This is a genomic window from Ruegeria sp. TASC047, assembly GCF_059612445.1.
In genome coordinates this window covers 63,855-85,660 of sequence record NZ_JBXWQP010000053.1, presented here as the reverse complement: position 1 = coordinate 85,660, position 21,806 = coordinate 63,855, and the positions used below count along the sequence as shown (strand labels likewise).

At 55.3% G+C, this 21,806-nt stretch carries 20 protein-coding genes and 2 pseudogenes; 13 read left to right on the top strand and 9 right to left on the bottom strand.

The genetic code is table 11. The features are described 5' to 3' along the window. Positions 1-27: 27 nt before the first annotated feature. The 3 genes from AC2FLO_RS18710 to AC2FLO_RS18700 are packed head-to-tail and all read right to left on the bottom strand — an operon-like array spanning position 28 to position 2,993. Positions 28-987: a Bug family tripartite tricarboxylate transporter substrate binding protein gene (locus tag AC2FLO_RS18710; RefSeq protein ID WP_496753324.1), complete on the bottom strand. Its 960-nt coding sequence runs from the start codon at positions 985-987 to the stop codon at positions 28-30. Positions 988-1,029: 42 nt separating this feature from the next. Next, positions 1,030-1,485 (bottom strand): tripartite tricarboxylate transporter TctB family protein, encoded by a 456-nt coding sequence (locus AC2FLO_RS18705; protein ID WP_496753325.1) that lies wholly within the window; start codon positions 1,483-1,485, stop codon positions 1,030-1,032. Next, positions 1,482-2,993: a tripartite tricarboxylate transporter permease gene (locus AC2FLO_RS18700; RefSeq protein WP_480488014.1), complete on the bottom strand. Its 1,512-nt coding sequence runs from the start codon at positions 2,991-2,993 to the stop codon at positions 1,482-1,484. Before AC2FLO_RS18700 ends, AC2FLO_RS18705 begins: the two co-directional genes overlap by 4 nt. 112 nt (positions 2,994-3,105) lie before the next feature. On the opposite strand from AC2FLO_RS18700, the gene AC2FLO_RS18695 reads away from it, so the two are divergent. Continuing rightward, on the top strand, positions 3,106-4,134 hold the full coding sequence (locus AC2FLO_RS18695) for a LacI family DNA-binding transcriptional regulator (protein ID WP_480588141.1): 1,029 nt from the start codon (positions 3,106-3,108) through the stop codon (positions 4,132-4,134). A gap of 303 nt (positions 4,135-4,437) precedes the next feature. On the opposite strand, the gene AC2FLO_RS18690 is transcribed toward AC2FLO_RS18695, so the two are convergent. Continuing rightward, positions 4,438-5,223: a DeoR/GlpR family DNA-binding transcription regulator gene (locus tag AC2FLO_RS18690; RefSeq protein WP_480588139.1), complete on the bottom strand. Its 786-nt coding sequence runs from the start codon at positions 5,221-5,223 to the stop codon at positions 4,438-4,440. Between the two features lie 203 nt (positions 5,224-5,426). On the opposite strand from AC2FLO_RS18690, the gene AC2FLO_RS18685 reads away from it, so the two are divergent. The 5 genes from AC2FLO_RS18685 (at position 5,427) to AC2FLO_RS18665 (ending at position 12,797) form a co-directional block, all read left to right on the top strand. Then, positions 5,427-6,374, top strand: coding sequence for an ABC transporter substrate-binding protein (locus AC2FLO_RS18685; RefSeq protein WP_496753326.1), 948 nt, complete (start codon positions 5,427-5,429; stop codon positions 6,372-6,374). Between the two features lie 76 nt (positions 6,375-6,450). Then, on the top strand, positions 6,451-7,473 hold the full coding sequence (locus AC2FLO_RS18680; protein WP_480546022.1) for a quaternary amine ABC transporter ATP-binding protein: 1,023 nt from the start codon (positions 6,451-6,453) through the stop codon (positions 7,471-7,473). Further along, entirely contained in the window at positions 7,470-9,461 is a 1,992-nt protein-coding gene (locus AC2FLO_RS18675; protein ID WP_496753327.1) for an ABC transporter permease, read from the top strand. Before AC2FLO_RS18680 ends, AC2FLO_RS18675 begins: the two co-directional genes overlap by 4 nt. Position 9,462: 1 nt before the next feature. Then, positions 9,463-10,344: a phosphotransferase gene (locus tag AC2FLO_RS18670; RefSeq protein ID WP_496753328.1), complete on the top strand. Its 882-nt coding sequence runs from the start codon at positions 9,463-9,465 to the stop codon at positions 10,342-10,344. 8 nt (positions 10,345-10,352) lie between these two features. After that, complete coding sequence (locus tag AC2FLO_RS18665; protein WP_496753329.1) at positions 10,353-12,797, top strand: GcvT family protein; 2,445 nt, start codon at positions 10,353-10,355, stop codon at positions 12,795-12,797. A 225-nt stretch (positions 12,798-13,022) separates the two neighbouring features. Here AC2FLO_RS18665 and AC2FLO_RS18660 read toward each other — a convergent pair whose 3' ends face one another. Further along, a complete protein-coding gene (locus tag AC2FLO_RS18660) occupies positions 13,023-13,424 on the bottom strand; it encodes an Lrp/AsnC family transcriptional regulator (RefSeq protein ID WP_496804079.1) in 402 nt (133 codons plus the stop codon). 4 nt (positions 13,425-13,428) lie between these two features. Here AC2FLO_RS18660 and AC2FLO_RS18655 point away from each other — a divergent pair, with 4 nt between their 5' ends. Then, positions 13,429-14,790 (top strand): diaminopropionate ammonia-lyase, encoded by a 1,362-nt coding sequence (locus tag AC2FLO_RS18655; RefSeq protein WP_496804078.1) that lies wholly within the window; start codon positions 13,429-13,431, stop codon positions 14,788-14,790. A 135-nt stretch (positions 14,791-14,925) separates the two neighbouring features. Here AC2FLO_RS18655 and AC2FLO_RS18650 read toward each other — a convergent pair whose 3' ends face one another. Together AC2FLO_RS18650 and AC2FLO_RS18645 are read right to left on the bottom strand one after the other, a co-directional pair. Next, a complete protein-coding gene (locus tag AC2FLO_RS18650) occupies positions 14,926-15,480 on the bottom strand; it encodes a VOC family protein (protein WP_496804077.1) in 555 nt (184 codons plus the stop codon). A 66-nt stretch (positions 15,481-15,546) separates the two neighbouring features. Next, positions 15,547-15,831: a VOC family protein gene (locus tag AC2FLO_RS18645; protein WP_496753333.1), complete on the bottom strand. Its 285-nt coding sequence runs from the start codon at positions 15,829-15,831 to the stop codon at positions 15,547-15,549. On the opposite strand from AC2FLO_RS18645, the pseudogene AC2FLO_RS18640 reads away from it, so the two are divergent. Together AC2FLO_RS18640 and AC2FLO_RS18635 are read left to right on the top strand one after the other, a co-directional pair. Continuing rightward, positions 15,821-15,868: pseudogene (locus AC2FLO_RS18640) on the top strand (hypothetical protein); the annotation flags it as partial. The gene AC2FLO_RS18645 and the pseudogene AC2FLO_RS18640 overlap by 11 nt on opposite strands. A gap of 6 nt (positions 15,869-15,874) precedes the next feature. Next, positions 15,875-16,630 carry a LysR substrate-binding domain-containing protein gene (locus tag AC2FLO_RS18635; RefSeq protein ID WP_496753334.1) on the top strand — a complete coding sequence of 252 codons (756 nt, stop codon included), beginning with the start codon at positions 15,875-15,877 and terminating at the stop codon, positions 16,628-16,630. Between the two features lie 261 nt (positions 16,631-16,891). Here the strand turns inward: AC2FLO_RS18635 and AC2FLO_RS18630 are convergent, their stop codons facing one another. Together AC2FLO_RS18630 and AC2FLO_RS18625 are read right to left on the bottom strand one after the other, a co-directional pair. Further along, on the bottom strand, positions 16,892-17,602 hold the full coding sequence (locus AC2FLO_RS18630; RefSeq protein ID WP_496753335.1) for an MOSC domain-containing protein: 711 nt from the start codon (positions 17,600-17,602) through the stop codon (positions 16,892-16,894). Further along, complete coding sequence (locus tag AC2FLO_RS18625) at positions 17,603-18,238, bottom strand: MarR family winged helix-turn-helix transcriptional regulator (protein ID WP_496806637.1); 636 nt, start codon at positions 18,236-18,238, stop codon at positions 17,603-17,605. It abuts the gene before it with no gap. On the opposite strand from AC2FLO_RS18625, the pseudogene AC2FLO_RS18620 reads away from it, so the two are divergent. From AC2FLO_RS18620 to AC2FLO_RS18605, 4 genes and pseudogenes are all read left to right on the top strand, one after another. Further along, positions 18,232-18,981 (top strand): annotated as a pseudogene (locus AC2FLO_RS18620) (hypothetical protein). The gene AC2FLO_RS18625 and the pseudogene AC2FLO_RS18620 overlap by 7 nt on opposite strands. A 56-nt stretch (positions 18,982-19,037) precedes the next feature. After that, entirely contained in the window at positions 19,038-19,589 is a 552-nt protein-coding gene (locus AC2FLO_RS18615; RefSeq protein WP_480588118.1) for a redoxin domain-containing protein, read from the top strand. 315 nt (positions 19,590-19,904) lie between these two features. Continuing rightward, positions 19,905-20,690: a phosphodiesterase gene (locus AC2FLO_RS18610; protein ID WP_496753337.1), complete on the top strand. Its 786-nt coding sequence runs from the start codon at positions 19,905-19,907 to the stop codon at positions 20,688-20,690. A gap of 3 nt (positions 20,691-20,693) precedes the next feature. Continuing rightward, positions 20,694-21,563 (top strand): EamA family transporter, encoded by an 870-nt coding sequence (locus tag AC2FLO_RS18605; protein WP_480588114.1) that lies wholly within the window; start codon positions 20,694-20,696, stop codon positions 21,561-21,563. Positions 21,564-21,806: the final 243 nt, after the last annotated feature.

The following is a 21,806-nucleotide window of genomic DNA, read 5'->3' as shown; positions in this document are numbered from 1 at the left end:
ACGCCGCCCCGTAGGGAGTTGACTGGTTCAGAGCCCAGCCAACAATTCGTTCAGTGTTTGCTGACGTTTCTCCCACATCTTGACCACTTCATCGCGTGTCATGATGTGCATGGGCGATCCGCCGGCTTCCATCTTTTTCATCACACGATCGTTGGCGAACATCTCGGGAACCGTTTCCGCAAGTTTCTCGATCACCTCAGGCGGCGTTCCCTTGGGCACCATCACGCCCCGGAAATTGACCGACGAGTTGTCGACATCGAGCCCCTGTTCCATCATGGTCGGCACGTCGGGCAGGAACGCGTTTCGCTCAAGATCTGCGACACCCAGGATTTTGACGTTGCCCGCCTCTTTTGCGCGGAACGCATCCGACAGGTTGTTTATACCACCCATGACTTCGCCAGCAATTACCGCTTTCATGGCCGCTGCGCCGCCACCTTTGGTCGGGATATAGGCCATCGTTGTTCCTGCAGCCTTGTCGATTTGAAGAGCCGCAATGTGGTGACCAACAAAAAGCCCAGCCCCGGACACGGTCAGCTTGCCGGGGTTCTCCTTGGCATATGCGACAACACCTTCCATCGAGTTGAACGGGCTGTCCGCACCAACCACGAAGACAGCCGGGTCGGCGCCCCAGTTGGCAATGGGCTCAAAGCTGTCGACCGAATACTCGACCCCACCCTTGATCGATTGGGCGATGAAATGTGGAACATTGTAGGCAGCAAGCGTGTAGCCATCGGCGTCGGCCTGGGTTGCGAACCAGTTCCAACCCACACGCCCTCCGGCGCCGGGTTTGTTCATGATGGCGATTGGCATTCCCAGCGCGTCTTCATTCCCGGATGTCATGGTGACAATCCGCGCCTGAAAGTCGGTTGCGCCACCAGCGCCGTAACTGACCATCATCATGATTGGGCGTTCGGGATACTCCTCGGCAACCGCCGCGCCCGTCAGGCTCGTGAGGGCCAGTGCTGCCCCTGTAATCAACCGTTTCATTTGCGTTTCCTCCCTATTTTGGTTCATCCGCATCCCTTGCGGTCAGAACAGAAATTCCCTTGGTGTGTAGACTTGCAGAAGCATGGCAAAGAGCCCGTACATCACCGCCACAAAGATCGCTGTGATGACACCGCGCTTGACCCAGGTTTTGGCTTCGGAATGTGGGTCTGGATCGTAAATCGACAGCAGAATGAAAAACGCAATTGCCGTTGCTGTGTAGAACCCCAGCGATTTGGACGCCCAGAAGACATAGATAAGGGTGACGAACAAGCCCGGCAGCATATTGATGAACATCATGCGGGTCACGCCGTTGCCTACCTTGGACAATCCCATCAGCGCTTTGCCGAAGGTCCACCCTGCCAAAACCACAAAGACCGAAGCGACAAGACGCGGAAACAGAAATGCCTCGACCGGTTGCTGAGTAAAGCTGACCCAGGTTACCCAAAGTCCTACGGCAAAAACCAAACCCGACCCGATTATGTGTTGTGTGCGGTTCATGCCTGTGCCTCCTCTTTGGTGGTATAGCGTCGGTGGCGAAGTTCCATCCAAACCGAGTAGGCAATTGAGGCCAGTACAACGGCGATCAGCAGAAGATTCAATCCGCCCGTCAGGAAGTAAGAGGCTTTGCCGACGGTCGCGTCTGCGATCATTCCGCCCTGAATGAAGTTGGCTTCGGCAATCGGACCAAGGATCAATCCCAGAACCAACGGAGCAGCCGAGAATCCAAATCGTTCCAGAAAAAACATCCCGATGCCAAGGCACGCCATGACATAGACATCCCCCATCGAACTCTGAACCGAGTAGGCGCCGAAGACCGAAAGGGCCAGAACAACGGCCGCCATGACCGATTGCGGCACCTGCGCGACACGCGCGGCCAGACCAGCAATGTATAGGCCGAAGACGCACATCAGGACCTGGCCGATCAGCATGGAGTTTATGAACGTCCACGCCACGTCCGGGTGGTTGTCGAACAGATCCGAGCCCGGGAAAATTCCGTGAATCAGCAGCCCGCCCAGCAAAACGGCTGCGGTTGGGCTACCCGGGATCGACAAGGTCAACAACGGTACCAGAGATGGGCCCACCATCGCATTGTTGGCGGACTCCGCGGCAATTACGCCCTCGGAATGACCCGTGCCGAACTTGTCCTTCTCGGCTGAAAACTTCTTACTCTGATCATAGGCAACCAGCCCGGCAATCTGCCCGCCAACGCCCGGGATCAGGCCAATGATGGAACCTGTCAGTGTGCCGATGCTAAGTGCTCGGGTACGGCTGAACAGTTCTCGCAATGCGGCCATGATCGAATGGCGCTGTACTTCGATGACTTCAGCACCCGTGTCGTGGCGTCCCTTTGCAAACATCGTCAGCACCTGAGGGATCGCGAACAGACCGATCAGCGCCGCGATAATGTTGATGCCGCCGCCCAGTGCAGGGTGAAAGATAAAGCGTTGCGCGCCCATAATGTCGTCGAAACCGACTGTCGCCAGCCACAATCCGATACAACCCGATAGCAAACCTTTGACCACGGATGCAGAATCTAGCGTGCCGATCACAGTCACCCCCAAAATGGCCAGCCAGAACAGGTGTGAGGGGCCAAACGCCAGCGCCCATTTGGCCAAAACCGGTGTCAGAAAGATCAATAGGAGCACACCGAAGATGCCGCCAACCGCCGAGGCCAGAAACGACAGTTGCAGCGCCCGCGCCCCTTGTCCCTGCTTGGCCATGGTGTGGCCGTCCAGAGTGGTGGCAATATTGGCTGGAGCGCCTGGGATTTTCAGTAGAATTGCACTCACCGCGCCACCAGCAACGGTCGAGGTATAGGCGGCTCCCAGCAAGATCAGCCCCTGTGCGGCCTCAAGCTGGAAGGTGAACGGAATCAAAAGGGCAACCGCCATCGTTGGTGACAAGCCTGGTGTCGCGCCCAGGATCAGCCCTCCGATCGTGCCGCCCAAAAGCAGCAAGAAGGACATCGGTGTGAACACATCCCCGAAGTAGTAAATGAATTCCATCCAGTGCCTCCCAACCCGTTTGTCTGCACTTTTGGTTTGTTGACAAATCAGGTTAGGGGATGAAAATAGTATTGCAAATGTTTTCATACAATCGACCGGACAGGACGAAATTATGTCTAATTTTCAGCATGGTAAAGTCGATATCGTGGCAGTCGCAAAGGCCGCGAAGGTTTCGCCGTCTACGGTTTCTCGTACCTTCAATCACCCTGATCTGGTCAGCCCTGCGACTCGCAAAAAGATCAACAGGGCAGTGCAGCGGCTTGGGTATATCCGCAATCGTGCCGCTCAAACAATGCATGGCAAACGGTCAGGAACGATTGGCCTGGTCGTACCAACTATCAACCATGCCATCTTCGCCGAGGTCATTCAGGCTTTTTCCGACTCTATCGACAAGGCAGGATTCAGCCTTCTACTGGCGTCGCACGGGTATGATCTAGATCGGGAATACGCGATGGTCCGCAAGTTTCTTGAACATCGTGTGGACGGCGTGGCATTGGTTGGCTTGGAGCATTCCGATGCCACCAATCGGTTGATCACGCAGCAGAAAATACCTGCACTTGCGATTTGGAACTACTCAAAGGATTCGGATCTTCCTTGTGTCGGGGCCGACAACCAGTTGGCCGGCCGTCTCGCAACAGAGCATCTGCTGGCCCTAGGGCATCGTGACATTGGGCTGATCTTTCCAAAGACCAGTGGTAATGACCGCGCGCAACATCGACTTTCCGCCGTGCACGAAGCGCTACAAAATATGGGTGTCTCCGTTCCGGGCGAGCACGAATCTGAAGCTCCTTACAGCGTTTCGCAGGCCAAGCAGGCTGCGCTGAACCTTTTGGCGGAAACATCTCGACTTACGGCTTTGTTATGTGGAAATGACGTCATAGCGCAGGGCGCTTTGTTTGCGGCCCAGAAACTGGGGTTGAACGTTCCCGGCGATCTTTCAATAATGGGCATCGGAGATTTCAAGGGATCGGCTGATGTTGAGCCGGGGCTCACCACCATTCGAATCCCCGCCGAAGCCATCGGTAAACTCGCAGGGGACAAGTTCACCGATTACATTACGTCAGATGAGTCGGAACATTTTAAAATTTGCTGCGAGCTGGAGCATGTTGTTAGAGGAACAACAGGTCCAGTGTCAGTATAATAGTCGGCATTGCCAACTTGTTTGCACATTCTGAACGGATGTGTCGCAAACTATGAGGCCCGGTTGACGAACATGCGCGATTTGACGTTTTTCCCATCGAATAGTTCGTTAACAGGTTTCAACATGATCTCATTAAAAGGCTGCCATCTCCTCAAGGATGCAGTTTTGTACGCTGGGTACATCTATCAGTTCTGAAGGTGTAGACGCCTCCATTCAAATTGTTTGCAAACCCACAATGGCACATCGAGGCTAGCGGGGGCGTCTACACCTTCAGAGCCCATTTATTGGCTATGAGCCCTGACACTAGTCCGACCCTGCGATAACGACTTCGATTTCATTTTTGTCGAGCATGGCCAGGATGTTGGCAGGAGGAACGCGGTCCGTATACAAAACATCAATTCCGGCCATGTTATGGAGAGATATCGGAGCCCGCTTGTTGAATTTTCCGCTGTCGGCTACGACGATGCGCACCTGCGCATTTTCAGCCGCAGCACGCGCGATATTGGCCTCTTCAAGATCATGAAGCATGAAGCCCAAATCGCCATTCACGGCTCCAACTGAGAACACTGCCAGCTGTACGTTGAAACGCTTCACAAGATCCAATGCCTCTGCACCGAAAGCGCCCCCATCATGGGCGCGCAGTTCTCCACCCGCCAGAAACACCCGGTTGTTGTTGTGCTTTGACAACGTGTAAGCGACGAAAACCGAATTTGTAACTACAAACAGGTCTTTGTGTTTCCGTAGCGCAAGCGCGACGTAGGCGGTCGTCGAACCGATATCCAGAAATAGGGAATCCCCGTCGCTAATTGTATTTGCGACTGCCCGGGCTATTGCTTCTTTCGCATGTGCTTGCGTTCCCAAGCGGTTTTCAAAGGGTGGCTCTATGGCGTCTTCGCTAAGATGTACGCCGCCATGCACCTTCCGCACGATCTTGCGCTCTTCCAGCGCCTTGACGTTGCGCCGGATCGTTTCATTGGAAACATTCAGTTTTTGAGCCAGGAGGCTGACCCTGCACGACCCGCCCGCATTTTGCAGCTCGCGAAGGATTTCTTCTTCGCGCTGATTTGTGGTTTTTCGTGGCTTTAACATGCGACCTCCTGAATGGGGGATACGGCAGTCATCCCAATAAAACAATATTACTCCCAATACTGTGACGCTCGGGGCTTTTTGTGTGAATTATAGCGAATATTCGTGGCGAAGTGTGGTTTTTATTGACGTAGTTGTCAGGTTGGCGCAGCATGGAAGTGTAATAAACGAAAAACACTCAAAAAGCCACATTCAGGGAGCACAACATGATCAGGAAATTCAATGCACTACACGCAATGGCATTAGTCGCTGGCGTAACTGCTTCGGCTTCTTGGGCCGCCGAATCGACGGACCCTATCAAACTGACGTTGCATGATTGGTCAGGGCAGCTGATCAACACCAAGATAATGGGATCAATCCTGCAAGAGGCCGGATACAACGTTGAATATGTACAGGCAGACTATATCGCTCAGTTTGCGGGCCTGAAGACAGGTGATCTACATCTGGCAATGGAAATCTGGGAAACCACCGGGCGTGAAGCGCTGGACGAAGCCACCGCCTCTGGCAATGTGGTGAACGTTGGTGAAACCGGTCTGATGGCGATCGAAGAATGGTGGTACCCGACTTACATGAAAGACCGCTGCCCCGGCCTGCCAAACTGGGAAGCTCTGAAAGACTGCGCAGGGGAATTTGCCACGGCTGAAACCTCGCCAAATGGGCGCTATGTCGGCGGACCCGTGACCTGGGGCGGTTTCGACGAAGAACGCGTCGAAGCGTTAGAGCTGGAGTTTGAAGTTGTCCACGCAGGCACGGATGCTGCGCTTTTTGCAGAGCTGGAATCTGCATATCAGCGCGAAGACCCGATCATGTTGTGGGTCTATGTTCCGCACTGGGCCCCGGCCAAATATGACGGCGAATTCGTGGAGTTTCCGCCATTTTCGGCCGAATGCTACAGCGACCCGTCAGTCGGTGTGAACCCGGATTTGGCCTATGACTGCGGAAAACCGCGCGGTCCGATCTGGAAGGCTGCTTGGTCTGGCTTGCAAGAAAAGTGGCCGGGCGCGTATGACATCATCGAAGCCTATAACATCAATAACGACGAGATGAGCGCCATGGTCGGCAAAGCCGATCTGGACGGTGTGGATATTGATGCAGTTGTCGCGGATTGGATGGAGACGAACAAGGACCGTTGGTCTGGCTGGATCTCTAAATAATCTGCTTGGCCGAAGCGGTTACCCCGCTCTCCTCTACCGCTTCGGTCTTTTTCCGTCTTAGTCCCGGACACCACTGATGACCCCCACAACAAAACTGTCCTGCCGAAACGTTTGGAAGCTTTACGGTCCAAACGCCGAGACCCTTCTGGCGCAAAATCCGAACCCATCGGCAGATGACATTCGAAATGCGGGTGTGATCGGAGCGGTACGCAACGCCAATATTGAAATCGTTGAAGGTGAAATCTTCATCATTATGGGCCTGTCCGGTTCAGGCAAATCAACCCTGGTTCGTTGTCTATCCAGGTTGATCGAACCCACGAGCGGAGAGGTTCTGTTCGACGACGCCGACCTGCTGCGCGCCAGCGAGAAAGAAATGATTGAAATCCGTCGGCACAAGATGGGCATGGTGTTTCAGCATTTTGCCCTGCTGCCGCACCTGACCGTATTGCAGAATGTGATGTTCCCCCTGACTATTCAGGCTACGCCCAAACACGAAGCCGACGCAAAGGCGAGAGACGTGGTGGAACTGGTCGGCCTGAAAGGGCGCGAGGACTACTATCCACGAGAGCTCTCGGGTGGTCAGCAACAGCGTGTGGGCATTGCTCGATCGTTGGTGACAGAGCCCGATCTCTGGTTTCTGGACGAGCCTTTTTCGGCCCTCGATCCGCTGATCCGGCGCGAAATGCAGGATGAATTTCTGCGACTCCAGGAACGGTTGCATAAGACTATTGTCTTTATCACACACGACTTTGAAGAAGCCGTTCGCTTGGCCGACCGCATCGCCATTATGAAAGATGGTGAAGTCATCCAGATCGCCACCCCGGAAGAACTGGTGATGAATCCAGCGACAGAATATGTGGCTGAATTCACGCGCCATATTCCGCGCTCCAAGGTTTTGACGGTTGGTGGTGTAATGACCGTCGGCGCTGCAGGTGAAGGTGAGCCCATTGTGCAATCGACCCGCGTCTCGACCGTGGCGGAACGGATCATCGCCGCAGATGCGCCAATTCCCGTGACAGACAGCAATGGTCTGGTTATTGGCGCCATTGATCGCAAGGCTGTGGCCCATGTGCTATTCGGTGAAGGGGACGCGGTATGAGCCGCCTGTCCCGCAGTCAGCTAGTCATTCTGCTGCTTGTCGGACTCACGATCCTGCTGGGGTATTTCGGCAGCAACCTGGGAAAAGCGCTCGATGCGCGCTGGATCACCAAATTCCCATCGGCTTGGGTCGTCCCGTTCAAAACTTATATCTCATCTGCAATGTCCTGGCTGATCGAGGATGCTGCAATCGGCCCAGTTTCGTTCACCGACGTTACCCGCGCTGCTGCTTGGTTGATAGAACAGCCCTATGACCTTGTCTTGTCCCTGCTGGCCGAGGGTTTTGTCACCGGGCAAGGCAACGATGCGCAAGTCATCCTACCTGCAATCAGCTGGATTGTGGTTATCACCGCCGTAATAGCTTTGGGACAGTATTGCCGGGACTGGGGGTTGGCGGCGTTGGTCGGCGGCTGCTTTACCTATCTGGCCGTCTTTGGCCAGTGGGACAGCGCGATGGTAACGCTTGCCTCGGTCCTGATTGCGGTGCCGATTGGCGCGGGCGGCGGGCTGTTGTTGGGGATATTGGCCTATCGCCACCTGACTTTCGATCGCATCATCTCGCCCATTCTGGACCTGATGCAGACAATCCCGATCTTTGCCTATCTGGTACCAATTCTGTTCATGTTCGGCTTTGGACCGATTGCGGCGCTTGTTGCAACTATCATCTATGCGACACCACCCATGGTGCGGATCACCACGCTTGCCTTAAGAGCCGTCGACCCCGAGATTTTGGACTTCGGGCGCATGGCAGGCACGACGCAAAAGCAGTTGATGTGGCGCGTTTTGGTTCCTTCCGCCAGCCACAGTCTGATGGTGGGTGTCAATCAGGTGATCATGCTGACGCTGAACATGGTCATCATTGCCTCGATGATTGGGGCCGGAGGATTGGGGTTCGACGTCCTTGCCGCGCTGCGCAGACTGGATATCGGTGCAGGGTTCGAGGCCGGTATTGCCATTGTGGTTCTGGCCATTGCGGTTGATCGCCTAAGTCAGGCTTTCGCCGAGCGTATGGGGCAGGTCCATCACGAGCTCCCCGGCTCGTGGGTCACCCGCCATCGCCGGACGATTCTGGTATTGATCCTACTGATTTTGACTTGGGTTCTGGGGCAGTTTTCGCCCCTGTTGCTGGAATATCCTGAAAGCCAGACGATCACCACTGGCGGGTTCTGGGATGACACGGTCAAATACCTGAACATCAACTATTTCGACACGTTCGAGGCGATCAAGATCTTCTTCCTGACGTGGTTCATGATCCCGATCAAAACGGTCTTGCTGGGAATTCCATGGCCTTGGGCCATTGCCATGCTGACCTTGCTGGGTTGGCACGCAGGGGGCTGGCGGCTGGCGCTGCTGTGCGGAGGACTGGCGTCGCTGATCCTCATTTCAGGACTGTGGGCCAAGGCAATGGTGACAGTTTATCTCTGCGGAGCCTCTGTGTTTCTTGCTACCCTGATCGGTGTTCCGCTGGGTGTTGTGGCTGCACTGAACAAACGCGCCGGGACGGTGATCAACCTGTTGATTGATACGTTGCAGACTTTGCCCAGCTTTGTTTATCTGATCCCGGTTGTGATGCTGTTTCGCGTCGGCGATTTCACTGCTCTGATTGCCATAGTCCTTTACGCACTGGCCCCGGCCGTACGTTATGCGGCCCATGGCGTGCGCTCGGTCAGTGAGGAATTGATCGAGGCCGGATTGGTCTCCGGGTGCACACGCACGCAACTCCTGCGCCATATTCGCCTGCCCATGGCCCTGCCCGAAATCCTTTTGGGTATTAACCAGACCATCATGCTAGCGCTGTCCATGCTGGTTATCACCGCCCTCGTTGGCACCCGCGATCTGGGGCAGGAAGTCTACATTGCCCTGACAAAGGCTGACACTGGTCGAGGTCTGGTGGCAGGGCTGTCTATCGCATTCATTGCCATCATCGCTGATAGGCTGATCAACGCAAGCGCTCGTCAGGCACGCATCCGCTTTGGAATGGAGAGTTGATATGACCCAATCCGACCTGATGACCCGCATTCGGAAGCTACCGATCTGGCAGGGCGAGATCAAAGCCACCCCGTTGACGGGTGGGATTACAAATGTGAACTACAAGGTCACTGACAGCAGTGGATCCTATGTGGTGCGTGTCGGTGACGACATCCCTTTGCACCAGGTGATGCGCTTCAACGAACTGGCTGCCAGTAAGGCCGCCCATGCTGCAGGTCTGTCACCCGCTGTAGTGTTTTCGTCCAACGAATTAACAGTGCTGGAATTCGTCGAAAGCCGCACTCTGACCGAAGAACACGTACGCGACCCCAGTATGCTGCCGCGGGTGCTGGAGCTCGTGAAAGCTTGCCACCTTGAGGTGCCCAAGCACCTGCGCGGCCCGTCGCTGGTGTTCTGGGTCTTTCATGTCATCCGCGACTATGCCGCCACCCTCACCGATCGTGGAAGTTCGCATAAAGGCCTGATCCCTGAACTTGTGCGAATTGGAAATGATCTGGAAGCCGAGGCCGGGCCGTACGACATCGTGTTTGGCCATAACGACCTGCTTTGCGGCAACTTTCTGGACGATGGCACCCGCCTGTGGCTGATCGATTTCGACTACGCGGGCTTCAACTCGCCATTGTTTGATTTGGGTGGGCTGGCCTCGAACAACTCTCTTTCCAATGAACAAGAGGACTGGGTTCTGGAAACCTACTTTCAGGCACCCGTCACCAACCAATTGCGTCATCGCTATACGGCGATGAAATGCGCCTCGCTGCTTCGTGAAACCATGTGGAGCATGGTGTCCGAGATCACCTCGGATATCGACTTCGACTACGCAGCCTACACAAGCGAAAATCTCGCACGGTTTCGCACGGCCCTGACCGATTACAAAAACACCTGAGGACAGATATGACCGACCTTCCAAATACAGCCAAAGCCGTCATCATCGGCGGCGGCATCATCGGCTGCTCGACCGCCTATCACCTTGCCAAGCTCGGTTGGACCGACACGGTGCTGCTGGAGCGCAAAAAGCTGACTTCGGGCACCACATTCCATGCTGCGGGTCTGGTGGGGCAGCTGCGTTCGAACGCCAATATCACTCAGCTGCTGGGATATTCAGTCGATCTGTACAACAAGATTGAAGAAGAAACCGGTCTGGGAACGGGTTGGAAAATGAATGGTGGTTTGCGCCTTGCCTGCAACGAGGAACGCTGGACCGAGGTCAAACGGCAGGCCACCACAGCCCATTCCTTTGGTCTGGACATGCAGCTGCTAACCCCGAAGGAAGCGCAGGAACTTTGGCCGCTGATGGATATCGGTGACGTCATCGGCGCGGCGTTCCTGCCCACCGATGGGCAAGCAAACCCCTCGGACATTACCCAGGCGCTGGCCAAGGGAGCGCGCATGGCAGGCGCGAAGATATTCGAGGATACCAAGGCCACCGATCTTGAAATCGAGAACGGCAAGATCCGCGCCGTAATCACTGAACATGGCCGTATCGAATGTGAAAAGGTGATCGTGTGTGCCGGTCAGTGGACGCGCGACTTTGCCGCCAAGTTCGGCGTTAATGTGCCGCTGGTGCCAATGGAACACCAATACATGGTCACAGAACCATTTGGTGTACCCGGCGATCTGCCCACCCTGCGGGATCCCGATCGGCTGACCTATTACAAGGAAGAAGTTGGTGGGCTCGTCATGGGCGGTTATGAGCCGAACCCAATCCCATGGGCGGTGAATGGCATACCTAAAGATTTCCACTACACCTTGCTCGACAGTAACTTCGACCATTTCGAACAGATCATGGAGCTGTCGCTGGGCCGGGTGCCAGCGTTGGAGACCGCGGGGATCAAGACCCTGACCAATGGCCCCGAAAGCTTCACTCCGGATGGCAACTTCATTGTAGGTGAAGCACCAGAGCTGAAGAATTTCTTTGTTGGTGCTGGTTTCAACGCCTTTGGCATTGCCTCTGGCGGTGGCGCCGGAATGGTGCTGGCAGAATGGGCCGCCAAGGGCGAGCCGCCCTTTGACCTGTGGTCCGCCGACATTCGCCGTTTTGGCCGCCCGCATTTCGACACCGATTGGGTTCGCACCCGAACAGTCGAAGCATATGGCAAACACTACACTATGGCCTGGCCTCATGAAGAACACGAGTCCGGCCGCCCCTGCCGCAAGTCACCGCTGTACGATACGCTTATGGATCAGGGCGCGTGTTTTGGTGAAAAACTGGGTTGGGAACGCCCGAATTGGTTTGCCGACACATCGCTGGGTGAAACGCCCAAGGACGAATACAGCTTTGGTCGCCAGAACTGGTTTGCTGCCGTTGGCCGTGAACACAAAGCGGCCCGAGAAGCGGCAGTGCTGTTCGATCAAACATCATTTGCCAAATTCGCGCTGAAAGGCCCGGACGCCTTGGCGGCGATGAACTGGATTTGTGCCAATGATGTGGACAAACCGGTGGGAGCGCTGGTCTATACCCAGATGCTCAATGACAAGGGCGGAATTGAATGCGACCTGACCGTGGGCCGTGTAGCGCATGATGAATTCTACATTGTCACTGGTACGGGCTATGCCACCCACGATTTTGACTGGATCAGCCGCAATATTCCGGACGGGCTGAACTGCCAGCTGTTCGATATCACCTCCTCGAACGCAGTGTTGTCGCTGATGGGGCCGAAAGCACGAGATATTCTGGCGGCAGTTGCCCGCGATGATGTCTCGAATGACGGGTTCAAGTTTGGCACGATCCGGACAATCGGCATCGCCGGTTGCCCGGTCAGGGCGCTGCGGGTGACATATGTGGGCGAGCTTGGCTGGGAACTGCACTTGCCTGTCGAATACGCGCAAACAGTCTATTCTGCGCTGATGGAAGCAGGGCAACCGCAAGGGCTGGTTAATGCGGGCTACCGCGCAATTGAATCTCTTCGGTTAGAAAAGGGTTACCGCGCTTGGGGGTCTGATATCGGGCCTGATCACACGCCGTTTGAAAGCGGTCTGGGATGGGCTGTGAAACTGCGCAAAAACATAAACTTCAAGGGTCGCGCGGCAAGCGAGAAGCAAAAGGCCGAGGGCGTCAAAAAGATGCTGGCCTGCTTCACCGTCGACCCCAATGTGGTGCTGTTGGGCCGCGAAACGATATACCGGGATGGAGAACGGGTGGGTTGGCTAACGTCGGGAGGCTATGGCTATACAACCGGCAAATCCATCGGTTACGGCTATGTCCGAAATCAGGACGGCGTTGATGCAGATTTTGTTACGTCCGGCACGTATGAGTTGGAGGTTGCGACCCAACGTGTCTCCTGCGACGTGACACTTCAACCGCTTTACGATCCCAAAATGGACCGTATCAAATCGTAACATAAACCCCTGTTACCTAGATGAGGTTGGGGCAAATGTGTCCCAACCTCAATACCTCAGGAAACGTGGTTATTTTCCAGGTAAACCGAGAGGTGTCTCGGCAGGATTTACAGCCCAGATCACCAGGTTTCTGGCAGATTTGGAATGCACAAGCACTTTGTTTCCAGTTCTCGCCGCGCAAAAGTCAAATACCCCGCCAGACTACATGCTCTGGAGAGGCACAAGTCAGATGTTCAACTGCATGGATGACTTTGTTCGGTCCATTGCAACGAATGTTCTGAACTTTCGGATGTTCTTGTTCGAAAAGAACAACCGTTGGGTAAGCTTTTCATATTCGGACATATCTCGAACGATAACGATCAGAACAAAATCCACTTCACCAGTAACATAGTAGCATTGCTGAACCTCAGGGGCATCATAGAAGCTTTTCTTGATTTCATCGATTTTTCCGCCAGTCTCGGTTTTTAGTTCGACTTCGACGAAAATGGTCAGCGGCAATCCCACGGCTGCCGGATCAATATGCGCTGACTGCGCGGCAATGACCCCCTCCGCCTCCATGCGTTTGATCCTCCGCTGCACGCTGGGTGCGGACAGATTCACGCTTTCACCGATTTGACGGTGCGGCACCGTATTGTCCTGCTGCAACACCCTAAGAACCGCGAGATCGAAGCTATCCAGACTTCCTGATGAATATTTTTGTTTCACGGCGACCTCATGCAAGTTTGCTTCAAAATTACCAACACCTCAGAGCGAAATCATCACTGACATTGAATTATATTTGCACCAACAATGGAAGGACCACAAAATGCTCGCAAACTTTGAGACAGTCGGAATTGAAAGCCATACAGCCAAGCCAGGCTTTGGCCATGCCGCCACAGCCACCTTACCCCGCGAGGGATTTGACCTCGCACAGAGGGAAATTCAAAGCTGGAGTGGGTACGAAAGAGCGCCAATGCCGTCTCTTCAAGGTCTAGCCGAAGCACTGAATCTGGGCGCAGTCTATTACAAGCATGAAGGGTTAAGATTTGGCTTGGGCAGTTTCAAAGCACTTGGCGGCGCTTATGCGGTTCTGCGAGTATTACAGCGCGAATTAACCAAAAAGACAGGCCGTGAAGTCACTGCCGATGAGATCCGAAACGGCACCCATACTGCCGGAATTGCAGACATAACCGTCATTTCGGCGACAGATGGCAATCACGGTCGTTCAGTGGCTTGGGGTGCCCAGCGCTTCGGCGCGCCATGCCGAATTTACATTCACAAAGAAGTAAGCGCATTCCGCGCCGACGCAATGCGCCAGCTGGGGGCCGAAGTGATCCGGGTTGATGGAGATTACGACGCTTCCGTGGCACAGACCCGGACCGATGCAGCGGCACACGGTTGGTTGATTGTTTCAGATACTTCCTGGCCCGGTTACACTCAGGCACCTCTTGATGTCATGGCTGGTTACGGGGTCATGGCGCGCGAGATCGTGCAGGATTTGGCTTTGCCACCCACTCATGTCTTCCTTCAAGGCGGCGTTGGAGGCTTAGCGGCTGCCGTCACCGCGGTATTCCTCCAGGAATGGGAGCAGAATGCGCCGCGCGTCATCGTGGTCGAACCTGAATTGGCCCCCTGCCTTTTTGCAAGCGCCCAGGCAAATCGGCCTACAGCCGTCGAAGTAGGCGAAGAAACCATAATGGCTGGGCTGTCCTGCGGCGCGCCGTCCGAATTGGCATGGAACGTTTTGGAAGAGGCCGCCAGCGGTTTCATGAAAATCCCGGACCAGCTTGTGGCACCGGCCGTCCGCCTATTGGCAAGCGGCGCTTTCGGAGATGAGCCAATCGAAGCCGGAGAAAGCGCCGTGGCCGGTCTGATTGGCTTGATATGCGCGTCATTGCGCACCGACTTGCGAAGACAATTTCAAATTACGCCGCGATCCCGAGTGATGTTGATCGGTTCAGAGGGCGTTACAGACCCACATATTTTCGACCGGATCATGAATGATAGCAACTGACTTGCGGAAATGACCCGGCGTGGTATTCCCCCTTGGTGGAAGCCGCGCCCGGCTTCCACCTTCCGGCCACGCCGCCGGAGTTTACCGCTGTCCGGCCTACAAGATACGCCTTTGTTGTTGGCCAATCATGCAGGTTCACTTCCTTTTGACAGTGAACCGCGTTCCCCAAGGGTCTGTCAGCTCTTGCGGTTGCAATACAGTCCCATCCGTCAACAGCACGATCTCATCCAAGCCGCTGCTGTCAGTTGGACGAGCTTTTGCACCATTGCTGTTCCAGACGTTGCCTGCAAAGTGATGGTGGTACCCACCCGAACTGTAGAACCCTGCTGAACCTTCGTGCAGCATGCGATCCTGCGCTAGATGTCGTGTCATGAATTCGTCGACCGCATTGATATCCCCGACCTGTAGGTGAACATGTCCGACCACCACATTTTCCGGAGCCCCGGACCAGTCTTGACGGGCCGCACCTGCAATGGCCTCCGGGTCCAGATGATGCGAGCCCATGCGGATATACTCTCCATCCATCTGCCATGTTTCAACTGGCCGGTCGGCGTAGATTTCGATCCCATTGCCTTCTGGATCGTTTAGATACAGCGCCTCGCTGACGTCGTGATCCGCCGCCTTGGTCAAAGGGATGCGGTTTTGTGCAGCATAGATCAGCCAGCGTCCCAGGTAATCGCGGTCCGGCATCAGAAAAGCTGTATGGAAAAGACCCGCCGCATGCGGATAGCGCCGCGCAGCACGGTCTTGGCGCAACTAGAGCAGAACGTTGTTTCCTGCGCCCAGTTTCAGGGTTCCGCCATCCCGCGCCAATTCCTCAAAGCCAAGCACTTGTTGGTAAAAGGTCCCAACAGTGTCCAGATTGTTCACAATCAGTGCCACATGGCCGATTGACACGGGGGCTTCGCTGCTTCTCATGCCATAGGCTCCTTTTCTGAGTTTCGAAACCCCCTTCCCATCAACCACGCTGGCGTAGGCCCGCGTTCCCAGCATATCAGCGATCATCGCTGTACCGGCGGCGGCCAGACGTCTGGAGGTCACACAATCCACTGTCAGCCATGGATTAAACCGGCTACGCGGAATTGTGAAAGATGAGCTGTTTGCCCCGATGGGGCGCGGTATCTCTCCTACGCCGCGCACAGCCCAGTTGTTTGCACAGGCGCAACATATTCTGGAGGCAGTGGACGCATTTACAGAACCCGCGCAATACGAGCCTCGTGATGACAGCCGCCAGTTTGTGATCGCCGCCAATGATTATGAGACCGAAATCGTGCTGAAACCTTTATTTCACGCGTTGCGACACCGCGAACCGAGGGTACAACTGCGCATCTGGCGCGCGCAGTCGCAACAAGACTGGGCCGAACTATTACGCAACGGGCAGGTCGATCTGGTGCTGGCGCCCGAGCTTACCGGAACCGAAGCCGACTTGATGCAGAAACTGATCCTTGCCGACAATGATCTTTGCTATTTCGACCCTGACCACGTGACTGCTCCTGATACAATCGCGGCTTATTGCGCATTGCCCCACGCGGTCATGATGCCTGGGCAACATGAACTTACCGCTATCGATTTGGCGCTCAGCCACCTGGAAAGGCACCGTCGCATCTCAGTGACGCTGCCTGGTTTCTCGGCAATCGCCTCTCTTATTCGCGGGACCAATACTATTGCGACTATGCCTGCTCGATTAAAGGACAATATCTTTGCCGGCTTTGCTCATTGCAGCCCACCCGTCGACCTGCCACCCGATAGAATTGCGCAGATCTGGCACGTGCGCCAGGCAGCGTCACCTCGCCACCAATGGCTCCGCGCGCTCATCTCGGAGATAGCGACCGCCCGATGAACGGGCAAAGGAACTTTGATTGCCATCTCTGAGATGGCGCGCAAAAGACGTGGTCCGCCGCATGCGGACCCTCCTTCCGACAACCGGAACCGATATCCTAACTGCGAAAGCGGAACGTTCACTGGAAACTTCCTGGCTGATCAACCGCCAGAAATTCATATAGCCCCTTGACGTGCCGATGTGCACCGCGCTGGCGACCTAGGCTATCTGACCACCTGCCCATGTCTTTTAACAAACATGCTGAAGTCTCGCAGTGGGGCTTTAAGGCGATGTGTTCGACATGCTCCCCAATCTCGCGCGCGTATCTTCATTTACGTCGCCCATCGCCATGCGCGCAAAGGCTTGCCGCCAGCCAGGGGTTAGGTCTGTCAGATTTGCGAGGGCTTCGGCATCCTTGCGGGAAACTCGTCGTGTCAGTCGGGCGCGGGTCACGTGCTGCACGCTCCAGTCCGGATTGCGCCTTTCAATCAACGTTATTCGATCTCCTGCTTCGACCTCGCCGGTTTCCAGAACACGGTAGTACCACCCAGTGCGACCCGTTTTCTGAAACAGGTAGGGCATCCTTTCATTTCCGGTGTGCAGTCCCAGTTTCCAGCAGGGCTGACGGCCCTGGCTGATTTGAACGATTGCCGTGCCCAGCCTCAGGATGTCGCCAATGCACAGATTTTCCTCGGTCAAACCGGTTGTTGAGATGTTTTCACCAAATGCTGCGGGCTCTGCGCCTGGGGGCAACTGCCCCTCTCTCTGCCAATCCGCATAGTGATCCTGCGCATAATGGTGAATGGCTTTTTCTGCACCGCCATGCACGGTCAGGTCCGCCTGTGCATCATCTGAAAATCCAGTAAGCGAAATGACCTGACGGCCAGACACCCGATCCTTCTGAATGGCAGAGGGCGGCTTTGCCTCCCAGCGGTTCGTGACACAACCCAGGAAAATGCCACCTAATACTGTCGATAGTTCAGGAAGGGTCATTCAGGCCTCTTTGTGTTCAATACATATCTTTTCTTCTTCGCCACGCTCGAGGCTCACTTCCAGCAAGCTGCAGAAGCCAATTTCCTGACCTTTCTTATGATAGGCGCAGGTCATGCATTTCCCGAACGAGTGACCGCCGTTCGCTGCCAATGCCAACATCAAGCTCTGAAGCAGACCATCCTTGAGAGACACCTGAACGCTGGAGGGCAGATTGCCGATGGCGTCAGCAATCGGATTGGCCTCTGTCAAAACAGAGGCGCCCGCTTTGGACAGTTCGTACGAGATCGACCGCTGGTCAGATTTTTGTCGGTGCTCGGCAGCGTATCCCTTGCGCACAAGCGCTTTCAGTGTCTGGGACATCGTTCCGCGGGTTGTCCCAAGGTACTCAGCGACATGTGACGGTGAACGGGAAAACTGATTTGCCTCGGAAAGGTACTCCAGCGCCGCCCTTTGCGTCGGGTTCAGGTCGCCCGTCCAGCCCGCAGCGGAATCTATCCGGGCAAGACGGTTGATAAGGATACGAATACTGTGGGCGGTTCTCATGCCTAACAAGTAGCGAGTCGAAATTAAAGTTGCAATATGTTTCTCCGTTTGGTGGCGAGTCGATATCACTTTACCGGAGATAAGAAATGACACTCACCTGGAAATCACTTGCTGCAGTTGTGATCGGAGCTTCGTCCGCCGTCGCATAAGGCGATCACGCGGTACATCAGGAGGGGGCTGTTGTCTCTCCCGCTGATGTCGCCAAGGTGGCCGACTTTGACATCCTTGCAGCGCATGCGCATCGCAACGGCAATACCATTACGTTCCACATGACCACCAATGGTACTGCCGGGGCATCGGTGCCGTCAGAAACCGGGGCAGTAGGAGGGTCAGACGTCTGGTCCTATGTGTGGCCTACATCCCTGGATCCGTCTGCAGTAGGTTTCGAAGGCGGCGCCGGCATCTTGGCAATGGCAGCAACCAGCCACCCGGATTTTGACGACACCCCGCTGTTTGATGAAAACGGCGATGGCGACCCAGCCAACGACGGTATCGAATGGCACAGCCACTGGGTTGTTCTCGCCCCGACCGAAACTTGCGGCCCGGGCGCCCTTGCAGTGCGCGATATCCCTGAAGGGACGACGCCTAAGCTTCCTGCAACCTGGCCTGGATTCCCAATCTTCCTGGACAGCCCAGGGTTCACACCGCTGTTCGATGGTCCGGAAATTCAAGTCAAAGCCGGATTTTCCAACGACGTTCAGTTGGAAGGCATCGCTTATGATGGCGTAACCTCCGCTCTGCAGGTAAACGCCAACATTCACGCTCCGCTATTGTGCGTCACGGATGTTTTCGACATTGCCTCGGGCGACCTGAGCCTACCGGGCAAGCTTCAGTAACGATGTCAGCCGGTCGTCTCAGGCAGGCGGCCGACCTCTGAACAGGAGAGATCAATATGCAAGCGCCTGAACTGCAGGTCAGTGAATGGTTCAACACTGACAAGAACTTAATGCTTTCGGATTTCCAGGGTAAGGTTGTCGTCATTGAGGCTTTCCAGATGCTATGCTCAGGCTGCGTCATCCATGGCATCCCTCTGGCACAAGCTGTGCGGGAGCAATTTTCCAACGAACACGTCGCCGTAATCGGGTTGCACACCGTTTTCGAACATCACGACGCAATGACGCCGGTATCACTGAAAGCCTTTCTTCACGAATACCGCATCAGGTTTCCTGTGGCGGTCGACAAACAGGGCACCGGGCCTTTGCCGGAAACCATGGCAGCATACGGAATGCGCGGCACGCCCAGCCTTGTTCTATTGGATCAGTCAGGCCGGATTGCGGCACATCACTTTGGCCAGGTCTCTAAGCTGCAGCTGGGTGCAGAGATTGGAAGCCTACTTGCCAGCGAGGCTGCCGCTGTGGACGCAAGTCGGCAACCAGCCAGGCCAGGCGGTGTGATGACACTGGCTGCGCTGTGTGAAACGGCGGCATACAGAGGGCAAACCTAAGCGTATCTACCTCCTCGGCGTGCGCGACATTGGTTCTCCATTTTCTCAGCTGAGCAAGACTGTCCAGGTTCCACATGTTCGTTTAGGCCCGGCACCACGCCCGTTTCAGACTTGCGTACCCGCGACAGCAATATGGCCGGATCATCTGGACCACGGCTTCACATCATTTGGGGGAAGGTTCGCGAACTCTGTCGTGTTCGACTGCAAACCTTGTCGCGTATGAGCGAGTGAACCCAGTGAATTTCTTACTAAATCCGTGCGATCGGCAAGCTTCGTCGATACCTTGTTTCTTGCAATACTCGGGGAAAATGGCTGATGAAATTCATTCACATCACTGACATACACCTCGTCCGCGACTCTGGCCCGCTAAACGGCGGCTTTCCATCCCAGCGGCTGGACGCCTGTTTGGACGATATCCTTCGGTGGCATTCCGATGCGGCGTTCTGTGTCATCTCTGGCGACTTGGCTGAATTTGCCGAGGATGAGGCCTATCGGGCGCTCAAAGCGAAACTGACCGCATTTCCGCTCCGCTCTTTTCTGCTGATTGGAAATCACGACGACCGAACTGTTTTCCAATCGGTCTTCCCGGATCATCCAAAGGATGCCAACGGGTTTGTCCAGCATCGGTTCGACACGGATGAGGGGGTTTTCTTGTTTGTCGATTCAACCAAAGACGGGCGCGATGTGCATGAAGGGCAGCTTTGCCCTGCCCGGCTGGACTGGCTCAGGCAGCAACTGACCCAGGCCGAGGACAAGCCAACCTATGTGTTCCTGCACCACCCGCCCTTTGACCTTGGCATTCCCCTTGTGGACGAGATCAGGCTGGTCGAGGCGGACGCCTTTGCTGACGCACTCAAACACGGGCGCAACATTCGGCATGTGTTTTACGGCCATGTGCACCGCATGACCTATGTGAACTGGCGCGGCATTCCATTTACCAGCCTGCCCAGTCTCAACCATCAGATTCCGTTGAATGCGGCCAGTGTCGATGGCGAGTTCTGCGACGAACCTCCGGCCTACGGTGTCGTACAGATCGCCGAGGATCAGCTGACGGTGCATTTCAACACTTTCCTGCAACGCAACCCATTGCATCAGACCTGAGGTATGGAAGCCTATTGGATCGCATTGGTTCTGGTTTCGGCGGCAACCCACCCATTGCGCGACCTTACGCTGAAAGGGGTTGCGCATCCGGTGTCGTGCTATGTCGGAGTGTCTCTGACCTGGGTGATCCTGGCGGCGGTTCATACGCTGGTCATGGGTCAGGAATTGAGCCTGCCGCTTGAGACCTGGCCCTTTGTCGCAATCTCAGCCCTTGGGTTGACCTTCTACTACTACGGCACATTGTCGGCCCTGAGACGTGGGAACCTGTCGGTTTATTATCCGATTATCCGTTCGTCGCCGATTGCCATTGTCGCCTTCAGCTGGCTGGCCCTTGATCAGCATTACTCGTGGTTCACCCTGCTGGGGATCGCATTGGTCCTGCTAGGCAGCCTGATGATTCAGAAGTCGCCTGGCGGGCTGCTGCATGATCACAAAGCGTTCGCGATGGCAAGTATGGCGATGCTGGGATCTGCCGCTTATTCGCTAAGCGATGCCCAAGCGATGAAGCTGACCAATCCGGCACCTTTCCTGTTTTTCACCTATATTCTGGTGACACCGCTGCTTGCTGGCATCAGAGCCTGGGAAGATCGCCACTTGTCAGCCCCGTTTCTGGGGGTCGTGCGTGGCTGGGCGCAGGCACCGGTGCGGATCGCTTTTGCCGGGATTGCGTCCTATCTGTCTTACCTGTTCATCCTGACCGCGTTCCAGCTTGGGGCCGAAGCCGCCACAGTCAGCGCGGTACGGCAAGCATCGATCCCGGTTTCAGTGACCCTCGCGGCGATCATATTGAAGGAATCCCGTTTTCTGCACCGTATCGGCTGGGCAAGCCTGATCGCATTGGGAATCCTTTTGATTACGCTGTCCCGAGGTTGAAACTGTAGTCACTGTCTTGACGCGCTACGAATTCGTCATTCCTTTACTGGCCTTGTTTGGGATCTCTCTGGACGTAAATAATCGGTCCTGTAATGGCCGTGCACGACAGAATCAAACGGCTACACTGATGATCCGAAACACTCCATCTCTGGAACCAACGTGTAGATGCCATAGTCGCTCGGGCAGTGCAAATACGCCAACTCCTTGACGAAAACGAACTTGGCAATCCTTAAGATGTAAATG

Coding starts and splice junctions, on each gene's coding strand:
- AC2FLO_RS18710 (WP_496753324.1), bottom strand. CDS start 987: ATGAAACGGTTGATTACAGGGGCAGCACTGGCCCTCACGAGCCTGACG.
- AC2FLO_RS18705 (WP_496753325.1), bottom strand. CDS start 1,485: ATGAACCGCACACAACACATAATCGGGTCGGGTTTGGTTTTTGCCGTA.
- AC2FLO_RS18700 (WP_480488014.1), bottom strand. CDS start 2,993: ATGGAATTCATTTACTACTTCGGGGATGTGTTCACACCGATGTCCTTC.
- AC2FLO_RS18695 (WP_480588141.1), top strand. CDS start 3,106: ATGTCTAATTTTCAGCATGGTAAAGTCGATATCGTGGCAGTCGCAAAG.
- AC2FLO_RS18690 (WP_480588139.1), bottom strand. CDS start 5,223: ATGTTAAAGCCACGAAAAACCACAAATCAGCGCGAAGAAGAAATCCTT.
- AC2FLO_RS18685 (WP_496753326.1), top strand. CDS start 5,427: ATGATCAGGAAATTCAATGCACTACACGCAATGGCATTAGTCGCTGGC.
- AC2FLO_RS18680 (WP_480546022.1), top strand. CDS start 6,451: ATGACCCCCACAACAAAACTGTCCTGCCGAAACGTTTGGAAGCTTTAC.
- AC2FLO_RS18675 (WP_496753327.1), top strand. CDS start 7,470: ATGAGCCGCCTGTCCCGCAGTCAGCTAGTCATTCTGCTGCTTGTCGGA.
- AC2FLO_RS18670 (WP_496753328.1), top strand. CDS start 9,463: ATGACCCAATCCGACCTGATGACCCGCATTCGGAAGCTACCGATCTGG.
- AC2FLO_RS18665 (WP_496753329.1), top strand. CDS start 10,353: ATGACCGACCTTCCAAATACAGCCAAAGCCGTCATCATCGGCGGCGGC.
- AC2FLO_RS18650 (WP_496804077.1), bottom strand. CDS start 15,480: ATGCCGGACCGCGATTACCTGGGACGCTGGCTGATCTATGCTGCACAA.
- AC2FLO_RS18630 (WP_496753335.1), bottom strand. CDS start 17,602: ATGACCCTTCCTGAACTATCGACAGTATTAGGTGGCATTTTCCTGGGT.
- AC2FLO_RS18615 (WP_480588118.1), top strand. CDS start 19,038: ATGCAAGCGCCTGAACTGCAGGTCAGTGAATGGTTCAACACTGACAAG.
- AC2FLO_RS18610 (WP_496753337.1), top strand. CDS start 19,905: ATGAAATTCATTCACATCACTGACATACACCTCGTCCGCGACTCTGGC.
- AC2FLO_RS18605 (WP_480588114.1), top strand. CDS start 20,694: ATGGAAGCCTATTGGATCGCATTGGTTCTGGTTTCGGCGGCAACCCAC.